The sequence below is a fragment of the Lachnoclostridium sp. Marseille-P6806 genome (genome assembly GCF_964238185.1).
GTDB lineage: Bacteria > Bacillota > Clostridia > Lachnospirales > Lachnospiraceae > Brotaphodocola.
On record NZ_CAXSLG010000010.1, the window covers coordinates 41,203 to 65,007 of the forward strand.

23 protein-coding genes are annotated in these 23,805 nt (G+C 46.2%); 3 read left to right on the forward strand and 20 right to left on the reverse strand.

Annotated features, from left to right (window positions below; genetic code table 11):
• Positions 1–23: 23 nt before the first annotated feature.
• The 11 genes from ACESON_RS13160 to ACESON_RS13210 all read right to left on the reverse strand — a co-directional run bounded on the left by ACESON_RS13160 (position 24) and on the right by ACESON_RS13210 (position 10,496).
• On the reverse strand, positions 24–203 hold the full coding sequence (locus ACESON_RS13160; protein ID WP_177958373.1) for a hypothetical protein: 180 nt from the start codon (positions 201–203) through the stop codon (positions 24–26).
• Between the two features lie 285 nt (positions 204–488).
• Positions 489–1,436 carry a bifunctional riboflavin kinase/FAD synthetase gene (locus ACESON_RS13165; protein ID WP_177958372.1) on the reverse strand — a complete coding sequence of 316 codons (948 nt, stop codon included), beginning with the start codon at positions 1,434–1,436 and terminating at the stop codon, positions 489–491.
• Positions 1,437–1,438: 2 nt separating this feature from the next.
• The gene (gene truB, locus ACESON_RS13170; RefSeq protein ID WP_373110365.1) at positions 1,439–2,425 is read right to left on the reverse strand and encodes a tRNA pseudouridine(55) synthase TruB; all 987 of its coding nucleotides are present in this window, start codon (positions 2,423–2,425) and stop codon (positions 1,439–1,441) included.
• Entirely contained in the window at positions 2,425–3,393 is a 969-nt protein-coding gene (locus ACESON_RS13175; protein ID WP_373110367.1) for a bifunctional oligoribonuclease/PAP phosphatase NrnA, read from the reverse strand. Before ACESON_RS13175 ends, truB begins: the two co-directional genes overlap by 1 nt.
• Positions 3,394–3,446: 53 nt before the next feature.
• Positions 3,447–3,812: a 30S ribosome-binding factor RbfA gene (gene rbfA / locus ACESON_RS13180; RefSeq protein ID WP_177958369.1), complete on the reverse strand. Its 366-nt coding sequence runs from the start codon at positions 3,810–3,812 to the stop codon at positions 3,447–3,449.
• 57 nt (positions 3,813–3,869) lie between these two features.
• On the reverse strand, positions 3,870–6,860 hold the full coding sequence (gene infB / locus ACESON_RS13185) for a translation initiation factor IF-2 (RefSeq protein WP_373110370.1): 2,991 nt from the start codon (positions 6,858–6,860) through the stop codon (positions 3,870–3,872).
• Positions 6,847–7,182 carry a ribosomal L7Ae/L30e/S12e/Gadd45 family protein gene (locus tag ACESON_RS13190; protein WP_177958463.1) on the reverse strand — a complete coding sequence of 112 codons (336 nt, stop codon included), beginning with the start codon at positions 7,180–7,182 and terminating at the stop codon, positions 6,847–6,849. Before ACESON_RS13190 ends, infB begins: the two co-directional genes overlap by 14 nt.
• A complete protein-coding gene (rnpM, locus tag ACESON_RS13195) occupies positions 7,175–7,447 on the reverse strand; it encodes an RNase P modulator RnpM (protein WP_373110372.1) in 273 nt (90 codons plus the stop codon). The genes ACESON_RS13190 and rnpM overlap by 8 nt, the downstream gene beginning before the upstream one ends.
• A 204-nt stretch (positions 7,448–7,651) precedes the next feature.
• A complete protein-coding gene (gene nusA / locus ACESON_RS13200) occupies positions 7,652–8,803 on the reverse strand; it encodes a transcription termination factor NusA (protein ID WP_177958462.1) in 1,152 nt (383 codons plus the stop codon).
• Between the two features lie 64 nt (positions 8,804–8,867).
• The gene (locus ACESON_RS13205) at positions 8,868–9,335 is read right to left on the reverse strand and encodes a ribosome maturation factor RimP (RefSeq protein ID WP_177958461.1); all 468 of its coding nucleotides are present in this window, start codon (positions 9,333–9,335) and stop codon (positions 8,868–8,870) included.
• 132 nt (positions 9,336–9,467) lie between these two features.
• Positions 9,468–10,496 carry an MBL fold metallo-hydrolase gene (locus ACESON_RS13210; protein WP_177958460.1) on the reverse strand — a complete coding sequence of 343 codons (1,029 nt, stop codon included), beginning with the start codon at positions 10,494–10,496 and terminating at the stop codon, positions 9,468–9,470.
• A gap of 167 nt (positions 10,497–10,663) precedes the next feature.
• On the opposite strand from ACESON_RS13210, the gene ACESON_RS13215 reads away from it, so the two are divergent.
• Positions 10,664–11,425 carry an ABC transporter ATP-binding protein gene (locus tag ACESON_RS13215; protein ID WP_373110375.1) on the forward strand — a complete coding sequence of 254 codons (762 nt, stop codon included), beginning with the start codon at positions 10,664–10,666 and terminating at the stop codon, positions 11,423–11,425.
• 187 nt (positions 11,426–11,612) lie between these two features.
• Here the strand turns inward: ACESON_RS13215 and ACESON_RS13220 are convergent, their stop codons facing one another.
• The 4 genes from ACESON_RS13220 to ACESON_RS13235 all read right to left on the reverse strand — a co-directional run bounded on the left by ACESON_RS13220 (position 11,613) and on the right by ACESON_RS13235 (position 15,925).
• On the reverse strand, positions 11,613–12,068 hold the full coding sequence (locus ACESON_RS13220) for a MaoC/PaaZ C-terminal domain-containing protein (RefSeq protein ID WP_177958458.1): 456 nt from the start codon (positions 12,066–12,068) through the stop codon (positions 11,613–11,615).
• A 73-nt stretch (positions 12,069–12,141) separates the two neighbouring features.
• A complete protein-coding gene (locus ACESON_RS13225; RefSeq protein WP_177958457.1) occupies positions 12,142–12,915 on the reverse strand; it encodes an enoyl-CoA hydratase-related protein in 774 nt (257 codons plus the stop codon).
• Between the two features lie 54 nt (positions 12,916–12,969).
• Positions 12,970–14,343 carry a GntP family permease gene (locus ACESON_RS13230; RefSeq protein WP_177958456.1) on the reverse strand — a complete coding sequence of 458 codons (1,374 nt, stop codon included), beginning with the start codon at positions 14,341–14,343 and terminating at the stop codon, positions 12,970–12,972.
• Positions 14,344–14,347: 4 nt separating this feature from the next.
• Positions 14,348–15,925 (reverse strand): CoA-transferase, encoded by a 1,578-nt coding sequence (locus ACESON_RS13235; RefSeq protein ID WP_177958455.1) that lies wholly within the window; start codon positions 15,923–15,925, stop codon positions 14,348–14,350.
• A gap of 299 nt (positions 15,926–16,224) precedes the next feature.
• On the opposite strand from ACESON_RS13235, the gene ACESON_RS13240 reads away from it, so the two are divergent.
• Positions 16,225–17,646, forward strand: a complete 1,422-nt coding sequence (locus tag ACESON_RS13240) for a sigma-54 interaction domain-containing protein (RefSeq protein WP_373110379.1) — start codon at positions 16,225–16,227, stop codon at positions 17,644–17,646.
• A gap of 26 nt (positions 17,647–17,672) precedes the next feature.
• On the opposite strand, the gene ACESON_RS13245 is transcribed toward ACESON_RS13240, so the two are convergent.
• The 3 genes from ACESON_RS13245 to ACESON_RS13255 all read right to left on the reverse strand — a co-directional run bounded on the left by ACESON_RS13245 (position 17,673) and on the right by ACESON_RS13255 (position 20,593).
• Positions 17,673–18,962, reverse strand: a complete 1,290-nt coding sequence (locus ACESON_RS13245; RefSeq protein ID WP_177958871.1) for a TRAP transporter large permease subunit — start codon at positions 18,960–18,962, stop codon at positions 17,673–17,675.
• Entirely contained in the window at positions 18,962–19,438 is a 477-nt protein-coding gene (locus tag ACESON_RS13250) for a TRAP transporter small permease subunit (RefSeq protein WP_177958870.1), read from the reverse strand. The genes ACESON_RS13245 and ACESON_RS13250 overlap by 1 nt, the downstream gene beginning before the upstream one ends.
• A 114-nt stretch (positions 19,439–19,552) precedes the next feature.
• Positions 19,553–20,593: a TRAP transporter substrate-binding protein DctP gene (locus ACESON_RS13255; protein ID WP_177958869.1), complete on the reverse strand. Its 1,041-nt coding sequence runs from the start codon at positions 20,591–20,593 to the stop codon at positions 19,553–19,555.
• A 285-nt stretch (positions 20,594–20,878) separates the two neighbouring features.
• On the opposite strand from ACESON_RS13255, the gene ACESON_RS13260 reads away from it, so the two are divergent.
• Positions 20,879–21,889, forward strand: a complete 1,011-nt coding sequence (locus ACESON_RS13260) for a LacI family DNA-binding transcriptional regulator (protein ID WP_373110382.1) — start codon at positions 20,879–20,881, stop codon at positions 21,887–21,889.
• Positions 21,890–21,987: 98 nt separating this feature from the next.
• On the opposite strand, the gene ACESON_RS13265 is transcribed toward ACESON_RS13260, so the two are convergent.
• Positions 21,988–23,274 (reverse strand): TRAP transporter large permease subunit, encoded by a 1,287-nt coding sequence (locus ACESON_RS13265; protein ID WP_177958867.1) that lies wholly within the window; start codon positions 23,272–23,274, stop codon positions 21,988–21,990.
• Positions 23,274–23,756 carry a TRAP transporter small permease subunit gene (locus ACESON_RS13270; protein WP_177958866.1) on the reverse strand — a complete coding sequence of 161 codons (483 nt, stop codon included), beginning with the start codon at positions 23,754–23,756 and terminating at the stop codon, positions 23,274–23,276. Before ACESON_RS13270 ends, ACESON_RS13265 begins: the two co-directional genes overlap by 1 nt.
• Positions 23,757–23,805 lie beyond the last annotated feature (49 nt).

Here is a 23,805-nt window from a genome sequence, read left to right on the forward strand (position 1 = left end):
AGCTTCTTCCCATTTACCTTCTGTTATTGTTCTGCAGTCACATTCTCCATGGATTCCTGAATCTGCCTCACATAATCCACTCCGCAGCCACAGATTTGTGCAATCTTCTCTACCGAAAGGCTCAATGCCAAAGCAGATTGTATTACTGAGCTGATTGCTTCAGACATCTCTCCGTCTCTATCTACATTATGTGCTTCCAGCACGCCCAGATTCCAGATACCTTCCGTATCGATGATAAAAATAAGAATAGCTGTGAATGAATTACAATCAATCCTTTTTTATCCCACAAAAAGAACTGCCCCATATTTTGCAGATTATACCTTTTTCTTCCCAAAATGCAAAATCGCTACCTGATTTTGTGCAGAATCCAACCCTTTCCAGCCCAAAATGCAAAATCCACCCTCGACTTTGTGTAGGATCCAGCCTTCTCCCCCAATCTTGATACCAAAAAAGGCCGACCTCTTCAGTCAGCCTTCCATTTATATCACTCATTTTTTCCAATAATCTGGTAACCCTTCAAAGTAAGCAGCCGCATACTCCTTGTCCTTCTCAATCCGTTCCTTCAACTCTTTCAGAGAAGCAAATTTCTGCTCCGGACGCTCAAAATTAAGAAGCTGAACCTCGATCTCTTTTCCATACAGATTTTCTTCCAGCCCCATAATAAAGGTTTCCACCCCTACCGGACTTTCTCCTGCAATCGTAGGTTTTTTTCCAATGTTAGTCACACCGCGGTACAGTCTCCCATCCACCAGCACCTGAGATACATATACACCAAAGGGCGGCAGATGCTTTTCCGGCGGCGGAAGAATATTGGCAGTGGGAAAGCCCAGGACTGTACCGCCGATATGATTGCCGTGAACCACAACGCCGTGAATGGCATAGGGCTCTCCCAGAAGCTCATTGGCCTTTTCTATATTGCCCAGATCCAGTTCTTCCCGCACATAGGTGCTGCTGATATCCCGGTGATCATCCTGCTCTTTTTCAATAATCACGGCTTCAAATCCACAGGACTTTGACATTTCCTTCAAAAGCTGCACATTACCTTTTCCCTTGTATCCAAAGCTGCAGTCTGTTCCCACAACAACTGCTTTTGCATGCATCTGTCTGACCAGAACCTCTGATACAAAATCTTCCGGCTGCATGTGGGCTGTCTCCTGATCAAATGGATATTCCACCAGGTAATCAATGCCCACTTTAGCCATTTTGTTCCGCCGTTCCTGATTGGTCGTAATCACCGTCTGAATCTGCCCGCGCATCACGCCAGAAGGAGCCATGTCAAAGGTAAATACAGCTGCCTTCAATCCCTGTCTCTCTTTAAAACAAAGCATTTCCCGAAGAAGCTTCTGATGTCCCTTGTGGCGTCCGTCAAATTTTCCGATGGTTACTGCCGTAGGCTCTTCAATCTGAAACTCCCTGGTTCCGGTGATTACGCGCATGTTTATTTTCCTCCCAGAAATATTTTTTGCGGGCGGTACCGCTGCTTTTCTTCTTCGTACTGGTAAAGCCCAATAAACTGGTCTTCACTGTCATACACTCGGACAGTCAAACAGCTGTCGTTTCCTTTGCAAGCCTCCTCCTCAGAGCAAGACTCTGTTCCGGCACAAGCCTCTGCCCCAGCGCAAACGCCGCTTTCCACTGTGAAAATCGTTTCATCCGCCCGAAATGGATTTCCGTTATGTACCAGCTTATCGCCCTCTCCCCGCTTCATGCAGAATTTTGGATAATCCAGAAATACAGAATCAACCGGAAGCACATGCTCTTCAACCCGTCCTTCATCCCGCAGAGCCTCAATCTGAGACAGAGTCAAACTATCCTCCAGACAGAAACGGTCTACTCGTGTGCGGAGAAGAGACTCCATACATCCGCCGCAGCCCAGCTTTCTTCCTATATCATAGCACAGGGTTCTGATATAGGTTCCCTTGCTGCAGGATACATGAAAGGTTACCCGGGGCAAATCAATTTTTTCTATCTGAATGTCCAGAATCTCCACCGGACGGGCCTGTCTTTCGATTTCCTTTCCGGCACGGGCCAGCTCATACAGTTTTTTGCCGTTGACCTTTAAAGCTGAATACATGGGGGGCACCTGCATATAAATCCCCAGAAAGCTCAGAATCGCCTGACGCACCTGTTCTTCTGTTACAGAAGCCGCCGCCTCAGGATTCTCCGCCAGAACAGCTCCTGTCGTATCCTGAGTATCTGTCTCCTTTCCCAGAAGAAGCACTGCCCGGTAAGATTTTGTCTTATCTGTCAGCATATCACAAAGTCTGGTTCCCTTTCCCAGACAGACGGGAAGTACCCCCTCCGCCTCTGGATCCAGGGTACCAGTATGTCCAATTTTCTTCATTCGCAAAATACCTCTCATTTTTGCAACAACATCATGAGAGGTATAGCCTTTTTCTTTATATACGTTAATAATGCCGTCCACTACGCTTCATACTCCTTCATCTGTCTGTCAATATGCCCGGACAGATTGTTGATGACATCATGTACGCTTCCGCTCATCGTACATCCGGCAGCTCTCACATGACCGCCGCCGCCGAAATAGGCAGCAACCTTGCTGACATCCACATAGTTATTGGAGCGCATGCTGACCTTGTACACATGATTTTCCGTTTCGTGAAGGAAAATTGCAACCTCCACGCCTTCCGTTACCCGCATCTGATCCACAATTCCGTCCAAATCGGAGCTTTCTACTCCATAGAATTCCATATCCTTGCGGCGAACCACGCTGAATATGCATTTTCCCTCCCGGAAGGTCACGCTTTCCAGAAGTGCACGGCCCAGGATCTGATTCTGCACATAGGTTTTCCGGTAAAAGCTTTCATCAATAATTCTGGAAAACGGAATGCCGCGGCTCATCATATCTCCGGCAGCTTCCATGGTTTTTGCCGTAGTGTTGCTGTTTTTAAATACATTGGTATCGTGAATAATTCCTGTATAGATACAGGCCGCTGCTGCTGTGCTGATTTTATCTTTTTCCAGGAAGCCATAAACAACCTCACAGGTGGAGCTGGCGTCCGGCAAGACCACATTTTCCTCGCAGTATCCTCTGTTTGTAATGTGGTGATCCAGACAGATACTGTGGGCTGCCGTATCAAGATAACGGACAAATGCACCCAGCCTCTCTTTGTCAGCGCTGTCCAGGCAGATACATAAATCGTAGATAACATCCTCTGCCGGGTTCTGGCTGATCTGATCAAAATAATCAAGATAACTGAATTTTACCGGCGGTTTCTCCAGATAAACCTGAACGTTTTTTTCTGGATACTGCTCCTTTAAATAGTTGCATACCGCCAGACAGGAGCCGATACAGTCGCCGTCGGGACGAATATGTCCCAGAACGGCGATCGTCTTTGCTTCTTCTACCATCTGCAGCAATCTGTTCCTCTGCATGATCCTCACCCTTTCCATCAATCCTGCACCATCTGTCTTTCTTTACGATGCCATCAATCTTTCAAGTCTCTGGTTACCTCGTCAATGAGCCTTGACATATTTACGCCATGCTCAATGGACTGATCCAGCACAAAGCTGATTTCCGGTGTATTCCGCAGGTTCACACGGCGGGCAAGCTCGCGGCGGATATAGCCCACCGCGCTTTTCAGACCTGTAATCGCCTCTTTTGCCCGTTCCTCGTCTCCAAGGACACTGATGTATGCCTTGCAGTATTTCAGATCCGGTGTCACCTCCACTGCAACAACGCTGGTCATGGCGCCGTTTACCCGGGGATCCTTGATTTCCAGACGGATAATTTCACTTAACTCCCTCTGTACTTCCATATTGATTCTTGTATTTTTAATGCTGTTTTTTCTCATATTTCTTTCCTTCCTGATGTCAGGCGGCATTGGCCGGCCACACGCCCGGAATGAAGCTTAGCGGGGCACCTCAACCATCATGTATGCCTCTACCATATCATCTTCCTGAATATCGTTAAACTTCTCGAATACAAGTCCGCACTCATAGCCGGTTGCTACTTCCTTCACGTCATCCTTAAACCGCTTCAGAGATGCCAGGCCGCCATCGAAGATCTGCTCGCCGTCGCGGGTAATGCGGCAGGAACAGCCTCTCTGGAACTTTCCGTCCATAACATATGCGCCTGCAATAGTACCTACTCCGGATGCCTTGAAAGTCTGACGAACCACTGCGTGACCAATTACCTTTTCCTCGAAAACCGGATCCAGCATACCCTTCATAGCAGCCTCTACATCCTCGATTGCCTGGTAAATTACACGGTACAGACGGAGATCTACTTTTTCTCGCTCTGCAATGGATTTGGCTGTTGCGTCAGGACGCACGTTGAAACCGATAATAATTGCATTGGATGCAGATGCCAAGGAAACGTCGGACTCGTTGATTGCGCCTACGCCGCCATGAATAACCTTTACTACAACCTCTTCGTTGGACAGCTTCACAAGACTCTGCTTTACTGCCTCTACAGAACCCTGTACGTCAGCCTTGATAATCAGCGGCAGTTCTTTTACATTACCTGCCTTAATCTGACTGAACAGATCATCCAGGGACAGCTTGGATTTGGTATCCTCAAGCAGCTTGTTCTTACTTTCTGCAATGAAAGTCTCTGCATAGGAACGTGCTTCTTTCTCGTTTTCTGTAGACATCAGCACATCTCCTGCACCCGGAACGTCGTTCAGTCCCAGGATCTCAACTGGCATGGACGGACCTGCCTCTTTTACGCGGCGTCCCTTATCATCCATCATCGCACGAACCTTACCATAGCAAGGACCTGCTGTTACATTATCTCCAACCCGTAGGGTACCCTTCTGTACCAGAATGGTTGCTACCGGTCCTTTTCCTTTATCCAGCTCTGCCTCAATTACAAGACCTCTTGCCTTGCGGTTGGGGTTCGCCTTTAACTCCTTCACCTCTGCTGCCAGAAGAATCATTTCCAAAAGCTCCGGAATTCCTTCTTTTGTATGAGCAGAAACAGGAACAAAAATGGTGCTGCCGCCCCAGTCCTCGGGAATCAGCTCATACTCAGACAGCTCCTGCTTTACTCTGTCTACATTGGCGCTGGGCTTATCGATCTTGTTGATTGCAACAATAATCTCTACCTCTGCTGCCTTTGCATGGTTAATCGCCTCAATGGTCTGAGGCATAACACCGTCGTCAGCAGCAACAACCAGAATAGCAATATCCGTAGACTGAGCGCCGCGCATACGCATAGCAGTAAATGCCTCATGTCCCGGTGTATCCAGGAATGTAATCTGCTGTCCCCGTACATCTACAGTATAAGCACCGATGTGCTGGGTAATACCGCCTGCCTCTCTGGAGGTTACATTACTCTGTCTGATTGCATCCAGAAGAGAGGTTTTACCGTGGTCAACATGGCCCATAACGCAGACAACCGGCGGTCTGGAAACCATATCCTCCTCGTTTTCCTCATCCTCCTTCAAAAGCTCGGCAATTACGTCTACCTTTTCTTCCTTCTCACAGAGAACCTCATACTCCATGGCAATCTCTTCTGCCTTTTCAAAATCGATCTCAGAGTTTAAGGTTACAATCTGTCCCTGCAAAAACAGCTTCTTTACAATTGCAGAGGGCTGCAGCTTCATCTTTTCAGCAAGCTCCTTAATGGTCAGAGACTCAGGAATGGTAATCATCTTAATGGTTTCTTCCACCTTCTCTGCCACTGGCTTCTGAGGCATAATAAATGGATGCTTAGAAACCTTTCCGCCCTTGCGTCCTGCTCCGTCCTCCATATTTCTTGTTTTATCATAACGATCGTTTTTGTGGGCATTCTTTACCTGACGGTTGCTGCTGGGCTTAGTCTGAATCGGTGTATCGTAATTCTTTGCACCGCCGTCTCTCTGGCCCTGACGGCCGGAACCGCTGCGGTTTCCTCCAAAGCCGCCCTGACCCTGACTTCTTCCGTCTCTGTTTCCTCCGAAGCTGCCCTGGCCGCCGCGATTGTCGCGATTGCCGCCAAAGCCGCCCTGGCCACGGTTATCACGATTGCCGCCAAAACCACCCTGGCCCTGGCTTCTTCCGTCCCGGTTTCCTCCAAAGCCGCCCTGGCCGCGATTGTCGCGGTTGCCGCCAAAACCGCCCTGGCCCTGGCTTCTTCCGTCTCTGTTTCCCCCAAAGCCGCCCTGGCCGCGATTGTCGCGGTTATCACGATTGCCATTAAAGCCACCCTGACCACGGTTATCACGACTGCCGCTGAAGCCGCCCTGGCCACGGTTATCACGGTTTCCATTAAAGCCGCCTTGACCACGATTGTCGCGGTTATCGCGATTGCCGTTAAAGCTGCCCTGGCCGCGATTGTCGCGGTTATCACGATTGCCGCTGAAGCCGCCCTGACCACGATTATCACGGTTATCACGATTGCCATTAAAGCCGCCCTGACCGCGATTGTCGCGGTTATCACGATTGCCATTAAAGCCGCCCTGACTGCGATTGTCACGGCTGCCGCTAAAGCCGCCCTGATTTCTTACCTCACGTCCTGCTGTCTGATTCTGAGCCGGTGCTGCTGTCTGAGAAGCAGCCGGTGCTGCCGGAGCTGCCGCCTCCCGTACAGGAGTCTGGCCTGCCGGAGCGCTGCTCTGCTGCGGCTGACTCTGCGGACGCGCTGCAGTGCTCTGCTGAGAACGCTGCTGGTTCTGAGGGCGCTGAGTCGGACGCTGCTGGGAGTTCTGCGGACGATATACAGCCGCCAATTTCTTTTTCGGTGAATCTCCCTCTGCCTTCTTATCTCCGGCGCCATCAAATGCCTTTTTTACCATACCTACCTGTGCATCGGTAATATTGGAGGAATGGGATTTTACATCCTGATTCTCTTTCTGAAGCACATCCAACACCTCCTTACTTGTTTTTCCTATCTCTTTTGCCAGTTCATTTACTCTCACACTCACTACCTCCGATCATATTCATTTGTTTCACGATTGCCTTTGCCAGCCCTTCCTCTACCACAGCAAGAGATGCCCGCATCTCCTTTCCCATGGCATGGCCCAGCTCATCTTTTCCGCCGAAATAGCAGATTGGAACTTTATAGTAAGTACACATATTGGTGAACATTTTTTTCGTATTGTCAGATGCCTCTTCCGATACAATCACCAGATGGGCAGTGCCGCCCTTTACCGCTTTTTCCGTAGAAAACTCTCCGCTGGCTGTTTTCCCGGCCTTGGTTGCAAGGCCAATCAGATTTAAAATCTTCTGTCGGTTATCCAAGCTGCTCCATCTCCTTTTCCAGTGTCTCATATACCTCTTTCGGAATCGCCATCTTAAAAGAGCGCTCCAGACCCCTGCCCTTTACCGCCTTGCGGAAGCACTCCATACAGGGACATAGGTAAGCTCCCCGTCCGTTTTTTCTGCCGGTGGTATCCAGCGTAAAGCTTCCTTCCGGAGTCTTCAAAATCCGAATCATCTCTTTTTTGTTTTTCATTTCCCCACAGCCGACACACTGCCGCTGGGGAACCTTCTTTGCACTTACCAAATTCTCACATCCTATCTGCTTTTCATCCACATTCTGTTGTAACGATTCAGGACGGCAGGAGATCTGTCAAAAAAATCCATGTCAAGCTTGCTTGTAAGCGGATTTTCCATCCAGTTCTCACATTGGAGGAATCTCCGACGCTTCTTGTTCGGCTTTGCCGGACAAGAAGATGCCCCGTCCTGAGTAGTTACATTCTGTTACGGTTTATTCGGAAACCTCGGCTGAATATTCGTCAGTAGCGGAAACCTCGAAATCTGCATCAAGGTTGTCATATACGCCCTCTTCCTGATAATCAATGCCCATCTCCTCGAACAGTCCCATCTCACGGGCCTGTGTCTCGCTCTTGATATCAATCTTGTATCCGGTCAGTCTTGCTGCCAGTCTTGCATTCTGGCCCTCTTTACCGATTGCCAGAGAAAGCTGATAATCCGGAACAATTACCTGAGCCTCTCTTGATTCCTCATCTGCCACAACGCAGATTACCTTTGCAGGGCTCAGCGCATTCTCAATCAGGAATGCCGGATTTTCATCCCAGATAATAATATCGATCTTCTCGCCTCTCAGCTCATTAACAATGGAGTTGACTCTTGCACCGTTCATACCGACACATGCGCCAACCGGATCCACGTTCGGATCATTGGACCAGACAGCAATCTTGGTTCTGGAGCCTGCCTCACGGGCAATAGCCTTAATTTCAACCGTACCGTCCTTTACCTCTGTTACCTCTTCCTCAAACAGACGTTTTACCAGATCCGGATGAGTTCTGGAAACAGAAATACGCGGTCCCTTGGGAGTATCCTTTACCTCCAGCACAAATACCTTAATGCGCTCAGTCGGCTTAAATACCTCACCCTTCACCTGCTCTGCCTCGTTTAAAATAGCGTCTACGCGGCCCAGGTTAATGCTTACATTGCGGCCCAGATAACGCTGCACAATACCGGTTACCACATCCTTCTCCTTGCGGTACCATTCGTTAAACTGCATGCTGCGCTCTTCCTCACGGATTTTCTGCAGAATCACATTCTTTGCATTCTGGGTGGCAATACGGCCAAAGGACTTGGACTCAATGGGGAAATGAACCACATCACCCAGATTGTACTTGGGGCTCTTCATCTTGGCCTCAGCCAGACTGATCTGCATCACCGGATCTTCTACCTCTTCCACTACTTCTTTTTCTGCATAAACAGAAAAATCACCTGTCTGCGGATTGATGTTGACCTTAACATTGTCAGCCTTTCCGAAATGGTTCTTGCAGGCAGTCAGAAGAGAGTTCTCAATGGCCTCCAGCAGTGTTTCCTTGCTGATATTTTTTTCTTTTTCCAGCAAATCCAGTGCTTCAATTAATTCCTTATTCATGGTTTATCCTCCTAAAATCCAATACGCTTCTGCTATCGTTCACAGGACGTATTCTCCTGTAAAATCAGAAATCAAGCGCCAGACGAATCAGCGCGATGTCTCCCCGTTCAAATGTTTCCTGGTTTCCATCTTCTGTCTCAATAGTTACGGTATCCTTGTCATAAGACTTCAGGACGCCCTCAAATTCCTTCTGCTTATTGCGTGCCTTGTACAGGCGAATCTCCACCTGTTCTCCCAGACTCCGCTCAAAGTCCTTATCCTTCTTCAGGGGTCTGCCCAGTCCCGGAGAGCTGACCTCCAGAATGTAGCTGTCCTCAATAAAGTCCTCTTTATCCAGCCAGTCACTGAGCACACGGCTGATTACCTCACAGTCATCTACGGTAATTCCGCCTTCTTTGTCAATGTAGGCTCTCAGGTACCAGTTTCCCGCTTCCTTTACATATTCTACATCTACCAGCTCAAACTGATGCTCTTCAAGAAGCGGCAGCAGAAACTGCTCTGTTCTGGATTCATAAGTTTCTTTTCTGGTCATGATTTCACCTCTCTTCCTTCTGCTGCAGACCATATTATGTATCTCCTGAAACTTCTGATACATAAAAGTGAGAGTGGACATCTGCCCACTCTCTATTAGTCACTCTATCATGTTATCATATGTAGTATAACACTACAATATGTGAAATGCAAGGGGTTTCTTCGCTTTCCAGTACAAAATGCCCTCTTTATCCTTCCGTTCCAGAAAGCCCTCCCCATATAGATACTCCAGGCAGGAGAAAGTTTTTACCCAGATCTGGGTACAGGACATAAAATGCTGGTAATCTGGCGGTCCCTGACTTCTTCCATAAGCTCTCACACCCACATCTCTGGTAGTCAGAAAACCTCCGTCCTCCTCTAACACCCGCTTCATAATGGAACATTTATCCATATATCCCTGAACAACCCGGTCTACCTCTTTTCCAATATCCCGGATCTGTCCGCCATGAGCCGGCAGAAAGAGACAGTCCGCATAAAAATGCTTCAGCTGTTCCAGGCTACTGAGGTAACTGCGCAGCATTCCCCAGTCCTTGTACTGGGTACAGACAATAGGAACAATATCTGTCATAATCTGATCCCCACAGAAAAGAAGCTTATGTTCCTCATCATAAAGTCCGCACTGACCGTTGGTATGCCCCCGCAGAGGAACCACCTGAAAATGAAATTTCCCGTAATGAAGCACCGTTCCCGGCGGTGTAGGAACAAAATCAAAATCCTCTGTTTTTCCTATACTCTCATAGGTTCTGTCTGTATACTCCATAATCGTCCTAAACAGCTCCGGCGTATATTCCTCCGTCACCCCCACCGTTCTGAGGCTGGCAATCCGTGTAGCCTCATCAGCGAGATAACAGTGGCGCAGATCTGCTCTCTTTTTTGTCTCATCTGGATTCATCAGAATCCGAGCGCCCTTTGCCGCATAATACTGCACAAGCCCGCTGTGATCCGGATGGTCATGGGTAATAAAAATATCCAGTTCCCGACAGGAAATATCCAGACGTTCCAGCATCTTATCTATGATCTCCCTGTCCTGAGGGGTATCCATAGAGGTATCCACCATCAGACTTCGAATAGGTTGCTTTACTATAAAAAGATTGCGGGGAACATATCTCTGTCCCGGATACCGGATGGTATGTTCGTATATATTTTCAAAAACCTCTTCCATATACACTTTCCCTCCTCCCTTCTCTACGTCTATTTTAAAGACGTACTATGAGAATGTCAAATAATTTCTTTATAGAAGGAGAACCCAGTGTCCCCCATCCTGAAGCTGTCATAAACTGTAGTATGCGGTATCTACTGTCTGAAACTTATGAATAGGAGGCAATCCATATGAAACCAAAGCTTGAAGCCTGCAGCGTCAGTTATTCCTACCACACCATGGAAGGAGAAACTCCGGCGCTTTCTAATATTTCTTTTTTTATAAATCCCGGAGAATTTCTCGCTGTAGTGGGCCCGTCCGGATGCGGCAAATCTACTCTGCTCTCTCTTTTAAGCGGTCTGCTCCAGCCTGAGGAGGGAAGCATTCTCATTGACGGTATTCCCATCCGCGACTCCCCCGCTACCATCGGATACATGTTTCAAAAGGATCATCTGTTTGAATGGCGCACCATCTATGGAAATGTATCTCTCGGACTGGAGATCCAAAAAAAGCAAAGCAGCACCGCCCAAAAAGAGCTGAAAGAAATGCTTCACTCCTATGGTTTAGGCGGCTTTGAACAATCCCGCCCATCTGAGCTTTCCGGCGGTATGCGCCAACGGGCCGCTTTGATTCGAACCCTGGCCCTGAAACCAGAGCTTCTGCTTCTGGACGAACCTTTTTCCGCTCTGGACTATCAGACCCGGCTGTCTGTTTGTGACGATATCAGCGCCATTATCCGGGACACACAAAAAACAGCCTTGCTGATTACCCATGATCTTTCCGAAGCAATCAGTATGGCTGACCGGATTCTGGTTCTTTCCCGCCGTCCTGGAAAAGTAAAAGCTGTTTTTCCAATTTCTTTTCCAGAAAAATATGACACTCCCCTAAAACGGAGAAATGCACCGGAATTTTCGGGATATTTCCACCAAGTGTGGAAAGAACTGATTTCATAAATGTAACTGTTCAGGATGAGGCGTTTTCTTGTACTGCTTTGCCGAACAAGAAGCATTGGAGATTCCTCTGATGTGAAATCTGCAATCTCCACAAAGCATTTTTATTTCATATGACATAATTTCCTATAATAAAAAGCCAGACTGGAATAAAAACATATCCAGTCTGGCCTTCTTATTCCACGCTTTCCTATTCCCGCGCTTTCATCATAAAGGTCCACGGAGATTCCAGAATCACTGTTCCCTCCTGATTTACCAGCTTTGTCATAACCTTCAGGATTCCCTTGCCCGGTTTGGAGCTGTGTCTGGCCTCGGTCGGAACCATTTCCAGATGTACTGTGTCTCCGATACACAAAGGAGCCAGATATTTTGCTGTCAACTCCAGAAATGCAATCGTCGTTCCCTCATAAATGCCAGACTGATTGGATAAACCTGTAGCAATAATCAGTCCCAATGCCCCATGAGCAACCCGCTTACCGAACATATTGTTTTTTGCAAACTCATCATCCATGTGCAAAGGATTAAAATCACCGGAGAGACCTGCAAAATTTGCAACATCTGCTTCTGTAATGGTTCTTCCCACAGTTTCATATAATTTACCGATTTCAAATTCTTCCAGATACAGTCCTCTGCCTTCGTATGCCATATGTATCATCCTCTCTTTCTTTTTGAATAAACTCCTCACCGCCTAAAGCTAATGGAATTGTATCAGCCTTATTTCAACGGAATTTTGCAGGGCGCTTCTCTTTAAAGGATGCAAACCCCTCCTGCTGATCCGGTGTTCCAAAGCAGGCAGCCATATACCCCAGCTCAATATTTCTTCCTACATCAATGTCCATGCTTGCGCCGGCTGTCATGGCAGCCTTAGCCATAGCAATGGCAGATGCAGAATTATCTGCAATCTGCTTTGCCATCTCATACACCCTGTTCATCAGCGCTTCCCCGGCTACAACCTCATTCAGAATTCCCAGCTTCAGCGCATCCTCCGCTGTCAGCATTTTTCCTGTAAAAACAATCTCCTTAGCCTTATTCATGCCTACACATTTGGGAAGGCGCTGGGTACCCTGAAAGCCCGGAGTAATCCCCAGCGTTACCTCAGGAAGCCGAAGCTTTGCCCGTTCGCTGGCGATTCGGATATCGGTACAGAGCAAAAACTCCATGCCGCCGCCGAATGCGTATCCATTTACTGCAGCAATAGTCGGCTTTTTCAGCTGCTCGATTTTCCGAAAAACGTCTCCGCCCTTTTGGGAATATTCTATAATGTCATAGCTGTTTTTGCTGTCCATTTCATGAATATCTGCGCCGGAAATAAAGGATTTTCCCTCTCCGGTAAAAACAACCACCCGAACGCTGTCATCTGATGCAACCTCATCTGCTGCCCCATTCAAATCCTCCAGCATCTGGCTATTTATGGCGTTTAATGCCTCCGGCCGGTGAAAAGTAATGGTTGCAATCCCATCTTTCCTGTCAAGTAAAACTGTCTGATATGACATAACCAATTCACCTCTTATTCTTTACACGCTCTCAGCCTCTGTCTTTATTATACATTAAAAGATGTAAGTTTGTCCTGTTAATACAATATATAACAGCATCAAAATAACTGTAATAATCGGTGCAACACAGAATACAAAAGCACAAGGCATATAAGAATTCTTATGGTTATTTCCTGTGTAACTAATTACAGATACAACCAGTCCGCAGTGAGGCAGAGAATCCAGTGTCAGAGCTGCAATTGAGGTACAGCGTGCCAGAGCTGCCAGGTTTACATGATTTGCGTTTACTGCCAGATCTCCGATAAAGTTTTCAATCACAACCGGCATAGCCAGACCAATACCGCCCGTACCGGAACCAGTAACACCAGCCAAACCTCCAACTGTAATAACAGATGCTACAACCGGATTGCTTACTGCTCCTACCAGAATACCACACAGAGGAGCGTAAGCCGGAACTGCCTGTACTACAGAACCAAAACCAACGATTGCTGCTGTATTAAACAGAGAAGACACACCGCCCATAGCGCCGTCGCTCATCATTCCCCAGAACTTGCTTAAATCAAAGCTGCGGAAGAAGCAGATAACAGCTACCAAAATACCTACCAGAAGAGATACCGGAACAGCCAGCTTCACTACGTTCAGAACAACAATCAGAACTACCATGGGAAGTGCAGCTACCATCCAGGACGGACGGCGGGATGCATCCTTTGCCTCTTTTTCAGCCATAATTTTCCGATCGGCCTCTGTCAACTCATAATGCTCTCCATTTTTGTGGCAGCGCTTTGTGTAGTAAAATACAAAGCCAACGACCAGAACCATTTCAAATACTGCAAACAGAATACCAGGCACCAGCCAGGAAGAGGGACTTACGCCCAGAGCTGTTGCCGGCAGCAGGTTATGAGCCTGCGGGGATCCGGGGAACCATCCAGAAGAGGTTCCTGCTCCTGCAAAATAATACAGAGGAAGCAGACGTCTCGGAATATCAGCCTCTTTAAACAGAGACAGCATCAGCGGATACATTGCAAAGAATGCTACAAATACAGAAACGCCTCCGTAGGTCAGAACCCAGCCCACTAACAGGATCGCCGGAATAACCGCCTTTGCGCCCAGTTTTCCTACGATTGCCTCAGCAATGGCATCTGCAGCGCCGGAATTATCAAACAGCTTTCCAAAAATCGCACCTAAAACAAAGATACAGAAGTTCTTGGTAAAATAACCGCCCAGACCACTTACATAGGAGCCTTCTGCACCTGTCATACCGTTAATTAGATAGTTTACCATTCCAGTGTCTGCGCCTGCTCCGGTAAAAAGAGCTGCAGTCAGCAGACAGAACATAGAAGCAAGCACTGCTGAATAGAAAACAGGCACGCCCTTAAATACCAGGAAAATAACCAGTGTAATACTTAATAAAATTAAAAAGATTCCCATACTCTTACTGTCCCTTTCTCTCTTTCATCATGGATTCCAATCCCATCAGTGTCTCTGAAAATAACCGTGCATCCATAAGCGGTACCTCAGCCGGAATCACTGGTTCAAATTCCATATATGGAAGAATATCCTTTTCAATACTGATTCCCGGAGCCACCTCAGCCAGCTCCATCCCCTGATCGGTTACCCGGAATACGCAGCGGTCTGTAATAAACAGCACCTTCTGTTGATGCTTCCGGCTGAATTCAGCACTGAATGTAATCTGCTCTACTGATTTTTTGAATTTTACTTTTTTTCCTTCCTGAAGAATCACCAGCTTTCCGTCCTCGATGGTTTCCTTCAGTCCGCCTGCTGTCATGGTTCCACAGAAAAGAACAGTCTGAGTTGACTGAGAAATGTCCACCAGACCTCCACAGCCGGCAATCTTTTTTCCAAAACGGCTTACATTCACATTTCCTGCTCCATCTACCTCTGCAAAGCCCAGACAAGTCAGCTCCAGGTTGCCGCCGTTGTAATAATCAAACTGAGAAGTCATGGGAAGCGCCGCCCAGGCATTGACTGCACATCCAAAATCCTGGCCGCCTGTAGGCACACCTCCTACTAGACCGCTCTCGATGGTCAGTGTCAGTTGATCTCCTACACCTTCCTCAGTCGCCACTGCTGCCACGCCCTCCGGGATACCGATTCCCAGGTTCACTACAGAATTAGGAAGCAGTTCCATAGCCGCTCTTCTGGCAATCACCTTTCTCTCATCAAAGGGAATAGATGCAAAATTAACTCCATCCAACTTATAATGGCCGGACAAAACGGGATTATAATAAGAACCTGGTGTCTGACGATGATTTTCCAGCGGATTCTCACTAACTACAACGGCATCTACCAAATTTCCAGGAATCACCACGCTGCTTCTGTCAATAGAAGCGCCGGATACATAATTTTTCACCTGGACAATTACCTTACCGCCCATAGCCTTTACTGCCATTGCCACATCCAAAGCATCCACGGGAGCACCCTCCTCTTCCATGGTAATGTTTCCATGCTCATCGGCAGTTGTACCGCGGATCAAACCAATATCCAGCTTCGGAACCTTGTACAGAAGGAATTCCTCACCCAGAATATCCACCAGCTCTACAAGATTTTCGGATGCTGCATCATTCAGTCTTCCCCCCTGAAGTCGGGGATCACAGAAGGTATTTAACCCGATTCTGGTGATTTCTCCCGGCTTTCCTGCTGCAGCTGCCCGGAACATATGGGCAATTACACCCTGGGGGAAGTTGTAGGCTGCCACTTTATTTTCATTGGTCAGATCCATCATCCTAGAATTGTTTGCGAAATGTCCTGTAATATATCGGGTAATCAATCCCTCGTAGGTCATGTCGTAAATTCCCTGATCCTTGTTGTTACCATTTCCTGCTGCATGCATAATCGTCAAATTACACGGATGTCCTGTTTCCTGATACCTTTTTGCGATTTCCAAATACAGCTCTCTCGGCGTAGCCATCAGCATAAATCCTGATACTGCAACTCCTGCTCCGTCCGGAATCAAATCCAGAGCATCCTGAATGCTCATTCTTTTGTCCATATGCAAACCCTCCTGAATTGTTTTGCAGAATCCTCTTCTGCCTATTCAATTATTTATCAAGCAAGAATCGTGCCAATTCTCTTTTTTCGATTTTCCAAAGGAATATGATATGTTTTTAACAATATTCTTATCTTCGATGCATAACTGCATCATTTTTCATGTGCATAACTGCATCATTGATACAAAAATGCAGCATTGTTGCATTTACACATCTTCAATGATATAATCGTTTTTAAGAAGCCAACACCGGAAATCCAGCGAATTTCTGCAAATCAGATAAAATAAGGAGCTGTCAATCTATGAAAAAAGAATCTGTTCTCAACAGTACCCACAATTTATATAAAACAATCATCAACGCTTCCTATGACTGTTTCTGTGTCACTGACAGTACGGGACATTATATCGTAGCAAATCAGGCTACGTTAGACAGCATGCAGCTGAAAGAAGAGGAAGTTCTGGGGAAAACCCCCTATGATCTAATGTTTGATAATGTGTACAATCACTCCACCATTCTGGAGGCCATTAAAACTAAAAAACCGGTTACTGATCTGGTCAATGTCAGAGGAGTCCAGCGCCTTTCCACCAGTGTTCCCTATTTTGACCAGGACGGAAACCTGGAATATGTAATCACCAACAACCGTTCCGATATCGTTATGGACGAATTTGCACGCCTTCTTGCCTATGAACAGGAGCAGCACGCCCATTATAAAAATATTACCAACTACCTCTGCAGCTCTACGGAAACAAAAATGATCTGCACTAGTCCGCAGATGCACGCTCTCCGCTGGGAGTGCTCCACCATTGCCTCCACCAACAGTCCTGTCATGTTATTTGGTGAGTCTGGTGTGGGAAAGGAACTGGTTTCAAAATTTATCCACTCAGAAAGCCCTCGAAGCAGCCAGCCCTTTATTCCTGTCAACTGTTCCGCAATTCCTCCGGAACTATTTGAATCAGAGTTTTTCGGTTATCGCCCCGGGGCATTTACCGGCGCCAGCTCCAAGGGAAAAACAGGGCTTCTGCAGATGGCGGATCACGGCACTCTTTTTCTGGACGAGTTAGGCGAGCTTCCTCTGCTGATGCAGTCCAAGCTTCTGCGTTTTATTGAAAGCGGGGAATTTTATCCGGTAGGAAGCAGCAAAACAGAAAAGGTTGATGTGCGTATTATTACCGCCACCAACCGTAATCTTCTTGAAATGGTTCAGGAAAAAACCTTCCGCAGTGATTTATATTACCGGCTTCATGTTCTCCCCATTCATATTCCGGCTCTCCGCGACAGACCGGATGATATTGAAGCCATTTCTCTTTATTTTGTAGATCATTATAATCAAAAGTATTATAAACGCACCTACCTGTCTGAGAAAAATATGGAATTTCTTCTGCATTATTCCTGGCCGGGCAATGTGCGGGAGTTACGCAATGTCATCGAACGTGCAGTTTTGATCTCTCCCCCAGACAGACGGGAGCTTCCTCTTGAGCAGATGTTTTCCCCGGATCCCTTCTTTTCTGGCACTGCAGAACAGACTTCCCTCAGCAGCGGCATTCCCATGCCCTCCCTGGAGCTTTCTCTTCAGGATGCCCTAGATCAATTTGAACAGCAGTATATTCAGGCTGTCATTGACAAAAACAAGGGACAGCTCAGCGAAGCCGCCCGCTCTCTGGGAATTCACAGAACGACGCTTTACCGGAAACAGCAAAAAAAGAAAATCCCCACATCTCTGTGAGAATTTTCTTCTTTTCTGAATTGCTTTTATACACTTGATCCATAAATCAGATTCGGCAGGAAGAGAACCAGCTTCGGGAAGAATACACAGATAGCCAGGGTTGCCATAATGGCAACAAATAGTGGTATGGAGTATTTCGTCGTCTCCTCCACCGAGCAGTCCATAATATTCGAACAGGTATACAAGGCTACGCCAACCGGCGGTGTGGAACATCCCATCGTAACAATGGTCATCATAATAATACCAAAATGTACCGGATCAATTCCGTACTGAGTAATAATCGGAATCAGAATCGGAGTTACAATCAAGGTAATAACCGTTGTCTCCATGAACATACCGAAAACAGTCAGCATAATCAAAATCAGCAGAAGCAGAACATACTTATTACTGGTCAGACCTACCAGCATAGTAGTCAGGGTCTTCGGCAGCTGGTCAAATACAACACCATAGCTGAAGATTCCGGAAAATGCAAGAATCATGGTAATAACAGACAAGTCTTTTACACTATCGATCACGCATTTTTTAAATTTTTCCAGCGTCAGCTCCTTGTAGATGAATGCGCCTACTACCAGTGCATAGAATACAGCAAAGGCGCCGGACTCAGAAGGAGTCATAACACCAAAACGGATCAGCACGATCAGAAGAATCGGGAATAACAGAGCCCAGATACTGTCAATACATGCCTTGAAAATAACGGACGGAGAAGATGGCTTTTCATGATCCGGCTTGTAGCCATGATGGCGTGCAGACCAAGAAGTTGCAATCATCATAAAGATACACATGATAATTCCAGGAAGGAAACCTGCCACAAACAGACGTCCGATAGATACCTCTCCTACCGTTCCGTACAGGATAAGTCCCATAGATGGGGGAATAGTTGCTACAATCAGTCCAGACAGACAGTTAATAGCAGCTGCCCAGCCTGGAGCATATCCTCTCTTTGTCATTTCCGGTCCCAGAATACGACACTCCATAGCCGCATCTGCTACAGCCGAACCGGAAACACCTCCCATCAGGGTGGATAAAACAACAGATACCTGACCGATTGATCCATACATATGACCAGTCAGTACGTTAGCCAGTTTTACCAGACGTGAGGTAATACCGGTGTTGTTCATCAGGTTTCCTGCAAAGATAAACAGCGGAATTGCCAGCATGGTAAAGGACTGAGTCGTTGACAAAGATTTCTGTACCAGGATTGTCCAGGGAATCTCCGGACGCATAACAAAGAATGCAAAGCCTGAAACTGCAATAGCAAATGCTACAGGCATTCCAAGAAATAAGAGTACTAAAAAGAATCCGATTGCACTTAACATTAATTAGCCCCCCATTCTTTTCTTTTAATATCACCGATGGTTTTTCCGATTGCGCTGAAGAACATCAGCAGGGAACCAACGGGAACTGCCAAGGTACACCATGCATAGCTCATTTTCATGGTATTAAAGGTTCTGTTCCAGCTCTGGGATACCAGAATAAAGCCGTAAACAATCAGTACCAGCAAAAACAGAAGCATCATCACATCAAACACCAGTGTCAGAACCTTCTGAATCGCCTTCGGGAATTTATTTACCAGCATATCGATCCGAATCAGGCTTCCGCTCTTAATAATAATATCAGAGCCAATAAAGGTCAGCCATGCAAAGGCCAGAAGAGACACGTCCTGTGCCCAGTTCACCGGCATTCCAATGGTTCTTGCCACTGCTGACCAGAATACCAGCACTGCTATCATACACAGCATAACGCCGGCACAAAGCTCTTCCACTCTTAAAATCATATCTGAAATCTTTTTCATTTGAAAGCTTCCTTTCCGTATATCTCATGGAAATATTCGGGACAGGCTGATTTTTGCCTGTCCCGGACTGTCATCTGTTCCATAAGGCTTCGTAAAGCCCTTTATCAGCTTTCCTTAGTTGGTTTTGCCGATCTCCTTGTAAAGCTGCTCTCTTAACTCGGTGTAGCCCAGCTTGTCATAAATCGGATCTACCGCTTCCTTGAAAGGAGCTACATCCGGCTCAATAACAGTTACACCAGCCTCTACCATCTTCTTCTCAGCATCTTCAATCTCTGCCATAACATCAGCAGCGGTGGTCTTACCCATCTCAGTAGCAGTCTCAACTAACAAAGTCTGCAGATCCTCCGGAAGGCTCTCAAACCAACTCTGTCCGCAAACCAGACCCTGCATCAGCTGGAAGTGATTAGTCTTGGACTGATATTTACATACCTCATAAATTCTGGACGGATAGCTGGATGTATTCTGTACCTCGCAGCCTTCCAGTGCCTTGGACTGAATTCCGTTGTAAACCTCACCCCAGGACATGGAAATCGGAGTTGCACCCATAGCCTGAATGGTCTCGGTACATACCTCCTGGCCAATGGTACGGATTCTCTGGCCGCCTAAATCTGCCGGAGTATTGATGGGCTTATTAGTCATAAACTGACGGGGACCATCATAGAAGGTGAAGGACAGAATCTTTACACCATGATCCTTAGACAGAGTATCGCACCAGCCCTTAAAGGTATCAGTCTGTGTTACTTTATAACACTCATCATAGTTATCTGCAAAATATCCCATCATCAGGATGGAGAAATCCTTAACATACTGTCCCATACGGGAAGCATCTGTATTTACTGCTACGTTTGCACCCTGGATTGCCTGCTCCAGAACATCCTCATCGCTTCCTAACTGACCAGCCGGAAATACGGTTACTTTCAGTCTTCCGCCGGATTTCTCATTCAGCTCGTCAGCCAGCTTCTGATAGTTTCTTGTAATCAGAGCCTGCTCAGTCTGTGAGGTGGAAATCTTCAGCTCGTACACCTTGTCACTGGAACCTGCATCACCAGAATTTCCTGCCGGCTGCGCATTTCCCATACCCGGCATACCACTGCACGCTGTCAGTGCCATCATTGCTGCTGCCAGAACGCCTGCTACAATTGCTCTTTTTTTCATGTCTTTTCCCCTTTTCATTGTATTCGTTTGCTTTTCCCGTAAGCTAAACGTTTATATATGTTACAATATAAATATAATCGTTTACATACAAAAAATCAAGCTGATATTTTTAACAGTTTTTTAGCGAAATTTTTATGAATTCTTCACAAATTTTCATTTTTACAAAACACAAGACATGGATTTTCCTTTTGACTTTACCAACTGTTGCTGATACAATGAACATATAATTATCGGGAAAGTCTGGATATATTTTTTCCATTCCCAGAAAGGAGACAGAAGTACTTTATGGCAACCATCAAAGATGTGGCAAAAAAAAGCGGTTTTTCTGTATGTACCGTTTCCCGCGCCCTTTCCGGAAAAGGTTACCTGAAGGAGGAAACCCACCAGAAAATTATGGACGCTGTAAAGGAACTGGACTACCGCCCCAATACCCTGGCTGTCAACTTGAAAACAGGACGTCGGCAAACACTGGCGCTGATTCTCCCCTCTCTGACTAATATCTATTATGCAAAGCTGGAACAGTATATGGAGGCCTATGCTTCCCAAAAAGGCTATCTTCTTTATCTGAGCAATACGGAATATAATCTCGAAAAGGAAAAACAGATTCTCGACAATCTGATTGGTATGGACATTGCCGGAGTGATTATCTGTACCACCTCGGGAGAACATGAACATATAAAAAAGCTGAATACCTTTCATATTCCCTATATCTGTCTGAATCGGAATTTCGAGGATGATCCTGACCATTGTCTCCGGATAAACAACCGCACAGCAGCCTTTGAGGCTGTTGATTATATGATTCGTCTGGGACATACTAACTTTGGCGGTCTTTTCCAGAGCTTTGACAATGGTACTTATCAAGAACGCTATGCTGGCATGATGGACGCCCTGGCTCTTCACGGTCTTTCCTGTGAGCCAAATAATCTTCTGTTTGACATCAATCCAGAGGATATGGGCGCTACTCCCAACCGGATTCTTCAGATGCTTCAAAGACCGAATCGACCGGAAGCTATTTTTTCCTGCAACGACATGACCGCATTTAACGTATACCGGGCCGCCTACATTCTTGGCCTGCGGATTCCGGAAAATCTTTCCGTTTTCGGCTACGATGATTGCACAATGGCAAACTTTGTTACACCGCCTCTATCCACAGTCTCGGTTCCTGTAAAGAAGCTCTCCAGGATTGCCGTTGATTTTATTCATCACTATATTGAAACTGGAGAATTACAGGAGCTTCCTGTTTTGAAGGCTTCTCTGGTGATCCGAAGCTCTGTAAAAGACAAAACGATTGAATAAAAACCTTGTGTTCCCTGCTCATTCTGTGACGTAAAAACAGCCCTGTCTCTTCGGCATATCCAATGCCTGAAAAAACAGAGCTGTTTTGTTTTACCATCTTATGCTGCTCCGTATACCAAATTTGGAAGAAGCAGGATTAAATCCGGGAAGAATACAGCGATTGCCAAAGTTGCAAAAATAGCAATATACAGCGGAATCGCGTATTTCGTGGTTTCCTCTACAGAACAATTCATAATATTTGAGCAGGTATAAAGAGCTACTCCTACCGGCGGTGTGGAACATCCCATAGTAACAACTGTCATCATAATGATTCCAAAGTGTACTGGATCAATTCCGTACTGACTAATAACAGGAATCAAAATCGGAGTTACAATCAGAGTAATTACGGTTGTTTCCATAAACATACCAAATACTGTCAGCATAATAATAATCAAAAGAATCAACACATATTTATTGCTGGTCAATCCAATCAGCATAGTTGCCAGAGTTTTTGGAAGCTGATCAAATACAACACCGTAGCTGAAGATTCCGGAAAATGCCAGAATCATGGTAATCACAGACAGATCCTTTACACTGTCAATAACACATTTTTTGAAACTCTCCAGTGTCAATTCCTTGTAAATAAACGCACCTACAATCAGAGCGTAAAATACAGCAAAAGCGCCGGATTCGGAAGGTGTCATAACGCCAAAACGAATCAGTACAATCAGAAGAATCGGGAACAACAGAGCCCAAATACTTTCCACACAGCATTTTACAATTTCATGGAAGGAAGAGGGTTTCTTGTGATCCGGCTGATAGCCAAGATGTCTTGCTGACCAAGACGTTGCAATCATCATAAAGATACACATGATAATTCCCGGGACAAAACCAGCTACAAACAAACGTCCAATGGATACCTCACCTACAGTTCCATAAAGAATCAAGCCCATAGACGGAGGAATGGTTGCTACAATCAGGCCTGTCAGGCAATTGACTGCTGCTGCCCATCCAGGAGCATATCCTCTCTTGGTCATCTCCGGTCCCAGAATTCGGCACTCCATAGCCGCATCTGCAACAGCCGAGCCAGATACACCGCCCATCAGAGTGGAAAGTACAACGGATACCTGACCAATGGAGCCATACATATGACCAGTCAGAACATTAGCCAGCTTAATCAGACGGGTCGTAATTCCTGTATTATTCATCAGGTTTCCTGCAAAAATAAACAGCGGAATAGCCAGCATGGTAAAGGACTGAGTGGTTGACAGAGATTTCTGTACCAGAATCGTCCACGGAATTTCAGGACGCATCACAAAAAAAGCAAAACCTGAAACTGCAATGGCAAATGCCACCGGCATTCCCAAAAACAGAAGAATTAAGAAAAAACCAATAGCACTTAACATTATTTATTCCTCCATTCTCCAACTGGTCTGCGAATATCCCCTATCAGTTTTCCTATAATGGTAAAAATCATCAAAAAAGAACCAATCGGAACGGCCAGCGTACACCAGGCATAACTCATTTTCAAGGTATTAAAGGTTCTGTTCCAGCTCTGAGATACCAACATAAATCCATATACAATAAGAATCAGCAAAAATAACACCATCATTACATCAAAAATCAGGGTCAGAATTTTCTGCACGGAAGCTGGAAGCTTATCTGCCAGCATATCAATCCGAATCAGGCTTCCACTTTTTGCAATAATATCTGAGCCAATAAAGGTCAGCCATGCAAAGGCAAGCAGTGATACATCCTGTGCCCAGTTCACCGGCATTCCTATGGTTCTTGCCACTGCTGACAAAAATACCAGAACGGAAATCAGAATCAGCATGCCTCCTGCCAGTATCTCCTCAATTTTCAATATCTTCTCAGAAATCTTTTTCATATCATTTCCTCATTCCAAAATGTTTCAAAATCATTTCTCTGTCACTGTA

Bases quoted from the DNA above. Each gene is read 5' to 3' on its own strand.
- ACESON_RS13175 (WP_373110367.1), bottom strand. From the start codon at position 3,393: ATGCAGAGGAACAGATTGCTGCAGATGGTAGAAGAAGCAAAGACGATC.
- ACESON_RS13210 (WP_177958460.1), bottom strand. From the start codon at position 10,496: ATGGAAGAGGTTTTTGAAAATATATACGAACATACCATCCGGTATCCG.
- ACESON_RS13165 (WP_177958372.1), bottom strand. From the start codon at position 1,436: ATGCGCGTAATCACCGGAACCAGGGAGTTTCAGATTGAAGAGCCTACG.
- ACESON_RS13265 (WP_177958867.1), bottom strand. From the start codon at position 23,274: ATGTTAAGTGCTATTGGTTTTTTCTTAATTCTTCTGTTTTTGGGAATG.
- rbfA (WP_177958369.1), bottom strand. From the start codon at position 3,812: ATGAGAAAAAACAGCATTAAAAATACAAGAATCAATATGGAAGTACAG.
- ACESON_RS13255 (WP_177958869.1), bottom strand. From the start codon at position 20,593: ATGAAAAAAAGAGCAATTGTAGCAGGCGTTCTGGCAGCAGCAATGATG.
- ACESON_RS13235 (WP_177958455.1), bottom strand. From the start codon at position 15,925: ATGGACAAAAGAATGAGCATTCAGGATGCTCTGGATTTGATTCCGGAC.
- ACESON_RS13245 (WP_177958871.1), bottom strand. From the start codon at position 18,962: ATGTTAAGTGCAATCGGATTCTTTTTAGTACTCTTATTTCTTGGAATG.
- ACESON_RS13225 (WP_177958457.1), bottom strand. From the start codon at position 12,915: ATGTCATATCAGACAGTTTTACTTGACAGGAAAGATGGGATTGCAACC.
- ACESON_RS13250 (WP_177958870.1), bottom strand. From the start codon at position 19,438: ATGAAAAAGATTTCAGATATGATTTTAAGAGTGGAAGAGCTTTGTGCC.
- nusA (WP_177958462.1), bottom strand. From the start codon at position 8,803: ATGAATAAGGAATTAATTGAAGCACTGGATTTGCTGGAAAAAGAAAAA.
- ACESON_RS13260 (WP_373110382.1), top strand. From the start codon at position 20,879: ATGGCAACCATCAAAGATGTGGCAAAAAAAAGCGGTTTTTCTGTATGT.
- ACESON_RS13220 (WP_177958458.1), bottom strand. From the start codon at position 12,068: ATGGCATACGAAGGCAGAGGACTGTATCTGGAAGAATTTGAAATCGGT.
- ACESON_RS13205 (WP_177958461.1), bottom strand. From the start codon at position 9,335: ATGACCAGAAAAGAAACTTATGAATCCAGAACAGAGCAGTTTCTGCTG.
- ACESON_RS13215 (WP_373110375.1), top strand. From the start codon at position 10,664: ATGAAACCAAAGCTTGAAGCCTGCAGCGTCAGTTATTCCTACCACACC.
- ACESON_RS13230 (WP_177958456.1), bottom strand. From the start codon at position 14,343: ATGGGAATCTTTTTAATTTTATTAAGTATTACACTGGTTATTTTCCTG.
- ACESON_RS13240 (WP_373110379.1), top strand. From the start codon at position 16,225: ATGAAAAAAGAATCTGTTCTCAACAGTACCCACAATTTATATAAAACA.
- ACESON_RS13270 (WP_177958866.1), bottom strand. From the start codon at position 23,756: ATGAAAAAGATTTCTGAGAAGATATTGAAAATTGAGGAGATACTGGCA.